This window comes from Pseudomonas sp. On1, from assembly GCF_033783325.1.
This window is the reverse complement of the sequence record NZ_JAWPOA010000002.1, coordinates 231688-237687: the sequence shown is the minus strand read 5'-3', so window position 1 is coordinate 237687 and position 6000 is coordinate 231688. Positions and strand designations below refer to the sequence as shown.

Below are 6000 nucleotides of genomic sequence, written 5' to 3'. Positions count from 1 at the left end.
GCTCGCCGCCTGCCTGCTGCCGGTGAGCAGCAACAGGCTGGTATCGGCATACACCCCGGCGAGCAGGAACAGCGACAGGCGCACCACCGTGCTGCAGCTGATCAGCGCGACCTGGGTCGCGCGCACCTGTTCCTTGGCCTCCAGGCGGGCACTTAGGTAGATCGCGTAGAGGAATCCACCACTGCCGAACAAGGCGCCGAACAACCCGCCCACCGTGCCCATGGGCACCGCCCAGGCGCCCGACAGGCTAGCCGGGCGTACCTTGACCGCCAGGCCATAGACCGCATAGGCGGTCACGAAGATACCCATCAGCAACAGCAACACATCGGACTTGAGCCGCAGCAGGAACACCACGCCCAGGGTGCAACCCACCGCCATGAACGGCAGCAGGCGCAGCAACTCGCCGCGCACCACATCGCGCCGCGACGGCAGCAGGTTGCCGAAGGCTGCGACGAAATCCAGCAGCACCAGCAACGGAATGATCCGTGACAACGGCATGAAATGGATCAGCACGGGGCCGGCGACCAGCGCAGTGCCGAAACCGGCAATACCGAAGACGATATAGGCCACCCCCACTCCCAGCAGGATGGGCAGCCAGTCGAACGTGGAAAACGACAGTTGAGCGAGCATCGCGGCAGTTCCCTTGAAGACAACTGAAGGTTAGCCAGTGACGAGCCATGCCGACTAATATGCATTTTTGCCATCAGCCATCTCGAAAAGGCATGACATGACTTCGATCCGCCAGCTGCGCTACTTCGTCGAAATCGCCGAGGCCGGCAGTTTCAGCGCCGCCGCCGAGCGGCTGTACATTGCCCAGTCGGCCCTCAGCCGGCAGATCAAGGAGCTTGAGCTTCACCTGGGTACCGTCCTGTTCGAACGCACTGCCCGCCAGCCACGGCTGACCGTCGCCGGGCTGGCCTTTCTCGAGCGCGCCCGCCATTTGCTGGCCGACCTGGACAAGGCCGAGCGCCTGGCCCGGGAAATCGGCCAGGGCCTGCGCGGCAGCCTGCGACTGAACCACTCCAGCACCGTGCCGCTGACCGGCCATTTGCTGCAGCGCCTCGGCGGCTACCTCGAGAATAATCCCGGCGTTTCCCTGGAGATCGCTCAGCAATCGTCGGAGGCGCAACTGGAGGACATCGCCGAAGGCCGCCTGGAGATCGGCCTGTTGCGCCTGCCGGTGCTGCGCCAGCATGAAGGCGTGGAGCTGCATGCGCTGTTCGACGAACCCCTGCTGCTGGCAGTGGCGGCGGGCCACCCACTGGCCACGGCAAGCAGTGTTCGACTGGACCAACTGCGCGAGGAACGTTTCATTTCCATCCCCCATCGCCAGCGTGGCGGCCTGAGCTACCTGTCGGCGTCGCTGTGCATGAATGCGGGGTTCTTTCCGCAGGCAGCACAGGTGGTATCGCGCAAGACCACGCAACTGCAACTGATCCAGGCCGGGTTCGGGGTGGCGTTGTTGCCGGCGAGCATGCGCGAGATTGCCCCGCCGGCGGTGCATTTCGTGCCGCTGGACGAGGCGTGCCAAAGTACCGTGGCGCTGGCTTGCCGGCGGGATGCCGGGGAACTGGTGGGCCAGTTCGTGGCGATCATGCAAGGCTGAAGGCCTCATCGCGGGGCAAGCCCGCGATAGAGGCCGGCACAGACAACCAGGCCTTCGCTCATTTATGATGCCCACCATGATCAGAGACCCTTTCGAACGACTCGGCCTGGACCGCGAGGTCCTCACCGTCAGCCAGCTCAACGGCCGCGCCCGCGTGCTGCTCGAGGACGTGTTCCGCAGCGTCTGGGTGGAAGGCGAGATTTCCAACCTCGCCCGCCCGGCCTCCGGCCATATGTATTTCACCCTCAAGGACAGCGGCGCACAGATCCGCTGCGCGCTGTTCCGGCAGAACGCCGCCCGGGTGCGCCAGGCCCTGCGTGACGGCCTGGCGGTACGGGTGCGCGGCAAGGTCTCGCTGTTCGAAGGGCGTGGCGACTACCAGCTGATCCTCGATACGGTCGAACCGGCCGGCGACGGTGCCCTGCGCCTGGCGTTCGAAGCGCTGAAGGAAAAGCTCGGCGCGGAGGGGCTGTTCAGCACCGAACGCAAGAAGCCGCTACCGGCGCACCCGCAACGCATCGGCATCATCACCTCGCCCACCGGCGCGGTGATTCGCGACATCATCAGTGTGTTTGGCCGCCGTGCGCCGCAGGTCGAGTTGAACCTGATCCCCACCGCGGTGCAGGGCCGCGAGGCGATCAGCCAGATCGTCCGCGCCCTGCAGATGGCCGATCGGCAAGGCTTCGACGCGCTGATCCTGGCCCGTGGCGGTGGCTCGCTGGAAGACCTCTGGTGCTTCAACGAAGAGGCCGTGGCCCGCGCCGTGGCCGCCTGCGTCACGCCCATCGTCAGCGCCGTGGGCCATGAGACCGACGTGTCGATCAGCGATTTCGTCGCCGATGTGCGCGCACCCACACCGTCCGCCGCCGCCGAGCTGCTCGCCCCCGACAGCAGCGGCCTGCAGCAGCGCCTTGACGGCCTGCAACGGCGCCTGCTGCTGCGCATGCAGAACCGCCTGGCCCACGACCGCCTGCGCCTCGACGGGCTGGCCCGACGCCTGCGCCACCCCGGCGAGCGCCTGCGCCAGCAAGCCCAGCGCCTGGACGACCTGGACATGCGCCTGCGCCGCGCCTTCATGCTCGACATGAACCAGCGCCAGCAACGCCTCGGCCGCCTCGACACGCGCCTGGCCGCGCAACATCCGGGGCGCAGCCTGAAACTGCTCAAGCAGCGCCTGGACAGCCTCGCCGAACGCCTGCCGCGGGCCATGCGCGACGTGCTCAAGGATCGCCGCCAGCGCTTCCAGGCACAGTTGCAGACCCTGCAGGTGGTCAGCCCGCTGGCCACCCTCGCCCGCGGCTACAGCATCCTCCTGGATGAGCGCGGCCAGGCCATCCGCAGCGCCGCGCAAACCCACAACGGCCAACGCCTGACCGCCCGCCTCAACGAAGGCGAACTCAAGGTGCGGGTCGAGGACAACCACCAGACCCCGGTCACCCTCTCGCTCCTGGACTGACACATGCCACGCCTGTTCGCGCCCCTGCTTGCCCTTGCCCTGCTGCTGCCGGTCACGGCCGCCCACGCCAGCTACATTACCCGCGCCCTCAACAAGCCCGTGCCCGGTGGCGTGGCGGTGGTCGACCTGGGCCCGGCCGCCAGCGCCCCGATCGCGCGCTTCGATGGCAAACCGGTATTGGTGGTCAGGGAGCAGGACAACTGGCTGGCCATCGTCGGTATTCCACTGACGCAAAAGCCCGGCAGTGCCGTGCTGACCCAGGGTGGGCGCAACATTCCTTTCAGTGTCGGCAGCAAGAAGTACCCCGAGCAGCACATCACCTTGAAGAACAAGCGCCAGGTCAACCCTGAACCGCAGGACCTCAAGCGCATCGACCGCGAACTGGCCGAGCAGATAAAGGCCTACCGCAGTTTCAGCCCTGTGCTTCCGAGCAACCTGATCCTCGACAAGCCGGTCAACGGCCCGCTGTCGAGCAAGTTCGGCGTGCGCCGCTTCTTCAATGGCGAGGAACGCAACCCCCATGCCGGCCTGGACTTCGCCGTGCCCGCCGGCACGCCGATCAAGACCCCGGCCAATGGCAAGGTGATCCTGGTGGGCGACTACTTCTTCAATGGCCGCACGGTGTTCGTCGACCATGGGCAAGGCTTCATCAGCATGTTCTGCCACATGTCGAAGATCGACGTGAAGCCGGGCCAGGCGCTGCGCCGTGGCGAGGTGGTGGGCCGCGTGGGCTCGACTGGCCGGGCCACCGGCCCGCACATGCACTGGAACGTCAGCCTCAACGATGCGCGGGTGGATCCGGCGATCTTCATCGGCGCGTTCCAGCCCTGAAATCGCAATCGCGGGGCGAGCCCGCCCCCACGTAGCCCACGCTTGCCCCGCGACTTGCGCAATGAAAAAACTTAACGCAATAAAATCTCATCAGGTCAAATTTAAAAGCCATAAAAACTCAGTAAATTCGTTTTTTTAAGCATTCCTCTCAATTTTCTCGCAATGCTTGCCATACCCAAACCCACTGGTTAGGGTTGAGCATATGAACATCTTCAGCACCCTCCTCCAACAACACCGCAGCCTCTGCCTGGTCAGCGCCCGACTACCAGGGTGAATCGCGTCGCCTCGCCTTTTCATCTCGTACACGTTCGGCAGGCCCGATCACGGCCGCACATAAAAGGATTGCTTCCATGACCATGCTCAAAGATCCATCGAAGAAGTACCGCGCTTTCCCGACCATCGACCTGCCTGACCGTACCTGGCCGTCGAAGACCATCACCCAGGCGCCGATCTGGTGCAGTTCCGACCTGCGTGATGGTAACCAGTCGCTGATCGAGCCGATGGATGCCGAGAAGAAGCTGCGTTTCTGGAAGACCTTGGTACAAGTAGGCGTAAAGGAAATCGAAGCCTCGTTCCCGTCCGCATCGCAGACCGACTTCGACTTCGTGCGCACCCTGATCGAAGACGGCCACATCCCGGACGACACCACTATCCAGGTGCTCACCCAGGCCCGTGAAGACCTGATCGCGCGTACCTTCGAATCCCTGCGCGGCGCCAAGAAGGCCATCGTTCACCTGTACAACGCCACCTGCCCATCGTTCCGCCGCATCGTCTTCAACCAGGACAAGCAGGGCGTCAAGGACATCGCGGTCAACGCCGCCAAGCTGTTCGTCAAGTACGCGGCGCAGCAGCCTGAAACCCAGTGGACCTTCCAGTACTCGCCCGAAACCTTCAGCGCCACCGAACTGGAGTTCGCCAAAGAGGTGTGCGACGCGGTGATCGAGGTGTGGAACCCGACCCCCGAGCACAAGATCATCCTCAATCTGCCGGCCACCGTCGAAGTCGCCACGCCGAACGTCTACGCCGACCAGATCGAGTGGTTCTGCCGTAACGTCAACCGCCGCGACAGCGTGATCATCAGCCTGCATACCCACAACGACCGGGGCACCGGCATCGCCGCCACCGAGCTGGGCCTGATGGCTGGCGCCGACCGCGCCGAAGGCTGCCTGTTCGGCAACGGCGAGCGTACCGGCAACGTCGACCTGGTGACCCTGGCACTGAACCTCTACACCCAGGGCATCGACCCGCAGCTGGACTTCTCCGATATCGACGGCGTGCGCAAGGTCGTCGAGGAGTGCAACCAGCTGCCGGTGCACCCACGTCACCCGTACGTCGGCGACCTGGTGCACACCGCCTTCTCCGGCTCGCACCAGGACGCCATTCGCAAGGGCTTCGCCAAGCAGCAGGACGGCGAGCTGTGGGAAGTGCCATACCTGCCGATCGACCCGGCCGACATCGGCCGCAGCTACGAGGCGGTAATCCGCGTCAACAGCCAGTCGGGCAAGGGCGGCATCACCTACCTGCTCGAGCAGGAATATGGCATCAGCCTGCCGCGCCGCATGCAGATCGAGTTCAGCCAGGTGGTACAGGGCGAAACCGACCGTCTCGGCCTGGAAATGACCGCCGAGCAGATCTACAAACTGCTGCAGAAGGAATACCTCCAGGCCAACGCGCCATATGCCCTGGTCAGCCACCGCCTGCAGGAAGAGAACGGCAGCAGCCACGTGCAAGTGGAAGTCTCCGGTGAAGGCGAAACCACCCTGCACTGGCACGGCAAGGGCAACGGCGCCCTCGAAGCACTGGTGGCCGGCCTGCCGATCGCCGTGGAGATCATGGATTACAACGAACACGCCATCGGCGCCGGCACCAATGCCAAGGCCGCGGCCTATATCGAGCTGCGCGTGGCCGGCGGGCGTCCGGTGCACGGCGTGGGCATCGACGAGAACATCACCACCGCCAGCTTCAAGGCACTGTTCAGCGCACTGAACCGCTCGCTGAGCCAGCAGCAGGCCAAAGCGGCGTAAGCCAACGCTGATAACCAAAGCCCGCATCCTCGATGCGGGCTTTTTTGTTGGTTTTCCCGAGCCCATCGCGGGCTCGTGGGAGA

Annotated in this window: 5 protein-coding genes; 4 read left to right on the top strand and 1 reads right to left on the bottom strand. The window is 64.8% G+C overall.

Going from position 1 to position 6000, the window contains the following annotated elements:
• The coding region (locus R5C80_RS03325) for a sulfite exporter TauE/SafE family protein (RefSeq protein WP_319049786.1) at positions 1-630 on the bottom strand (630 nt) is incomplete at its 3' end.
• A 97-nt stretch (positions 631-727) separates the two neighbouring features.
• On the opposite strand from R5C80_RS03325, the gene R5C80_RS03320 reads away from it, so the two are divergent.
• The 4 genes from R5C80_RS03320 to leuA all read left to right on the top strand — a co-directional run bounded on the left by R5C80_RS03320 (position 728) and on the right by leuA (position 5917).
• Positions 728-1606, top strand: coding sequence for a LysR family transcriptional regulator (locus R5C80_RS03320; RefSeq protein WP_094011683.1), 879 nt, complete (start codon positions 728-730; stop codon positions 1604-1606).
• A gap of 76 nt (positions 1607-1682) precedes the next feature.
• Positions 1683-3062 (top strand): exodeoxyribonuclease VII large subunit, encoded by a 1380-nt coding sequence (xseA, locus tag R5C80_RS03315; protein ID WP_038707595.1) that lies wholly within the window; start codon positions 1683-1685, stop codon positions 3060-3062.
• A gap of 3 nt (positions 3063-3065) precedes the next feature.
• Positions 3066-3893: a peptidoglycan DD-metalloendopeptidase family protein gene (locus R5C80_RS03310; RefSeq protein ID WP_312661903.1), complete on the top strand. Its 828-nt coding sequence runs from the start codon at positions 3066-3068 to the stop codon at positions 3891-3893.
• A gap of 350 nt (positions 3894-4243) precedes the next feature.
• The gene (leuA, locus tag R5C80_RS03305) at positions 4244-5917 is read left to right on the top strand and encodes a 2-isopropylmalate synthase (RefSeq protein WP_023632519.1); all 1674 of its coding nucleotides are present in this window, start codon (positions 4244-4246) and stop codon (positions 5915-5917) included.
• Positions 5918-6000 lie beyond the last annotated feature (83 nt).

What these genes read in the sequence shown, in the direction of transcription:
- R5C80_RS03320 (WP_094011683.1), top strand. Translation starts at nt 728, where the DNA reads ATGACTTCGATCCGCCAGCTGCGCTACTTCGTCGAAATCGCCGAGGCC.
- xseA (WP_038707595.1), top strand. Translation starts at nt 1,683, where the DNA reads ATGATCAGAGACCCTTTCGAACGACTCGGCCTGGACCGCGAGGTCCTC.
- R5C80_RS03310 (WP_312661903.1), top strand. Translation starts at nt 3,066, where the DNA reads ATGCCACGCCTGTTCGCGCCCCTGCTTGCCCTTGCCCTGCTGCTGCCG.
- leuA (WP_023632519.1), top strand. Translation starts at nt 4,244, where the DNA reads ATGACCATGCTCAAAGATCCATCGAAGAAGTACCGCGCTTTCCCGACC.